Annotated in this window: 1 tRNA gene and 1 rRNA gene; both read left to right on the top strand. The window is 46.6% G+C overall.

Going from position 1 to position 536, the window contains the following annotated elements:
* The first annotated feature begins 5 nt into the window (after positions 1 to 5).
* Positions 6 to 82, top strand: a tRNA-Ile gene (locus DB032_RS23455).
* Between the two features lie 109 nt (positions 83 to 191).
* A 16S ribosomal RNA gene (locus tag DB032_RS23450) occupies positions 192 to 536 on the top strand; the annotation flags it as partial.

Below are 536 nucleotides of genomic sequence, written 5' to 3'. Positions count from 1 at the left end.
ATTGTGGGCCATTAGCTCAGTTGGTTAGAGCGCCCGGCTCATAACCGGTAGGTCTGGGGTTCGAGTCCCTGATGGCCCACCACAATAATTTAAAGAACTTTGAAAATTAAACAGTAGGTTAATTTATAAACAAGAAACAAACCATAAAGCCAGATATTTTGATAACAATAGTATCTGAGCCTGATAAACTTTTATTTGAGAGTTTGATCCTGGCTCAGGATGAACGCTGGCGGCGTGCCTAACACATGCAAGTTGAGCGATTTACTTCGGTAAAGAGCGGCGGACGGGTGAGTAACGCGTGGGTAACCTACCCTGTACACACGGATAACATACCGAAAGGTATGCTAATACGGGATAATATATTTGAGAGGCATCTCTTGAATATCAAAGGTGAGCCAGTACAGGATGGACCCGCGTCTGATTAGCTAGTTGGTAAGGTAACGGCTTACCAAGGCGACGATCAGTAGCCGACCTGAGAGGGTGATCGGCCACATTGGAACTGAGACACGGTCCAAACTCCTACGGGAGGCAGCAGT

Source organism: Chromobacterium sp. Panama, from assembly GCF_003052555.1.
Lineage (GTDB): Bacteria > Pseudomonadota > Gammaproteobacteria > Burkholderiales > Chromobacteriaceae > Chromobacterium.
Note: the sequence above shows the minus strand (reverse complement) of the source record. Positions and strands in the feature narration are given on the sequence as shown.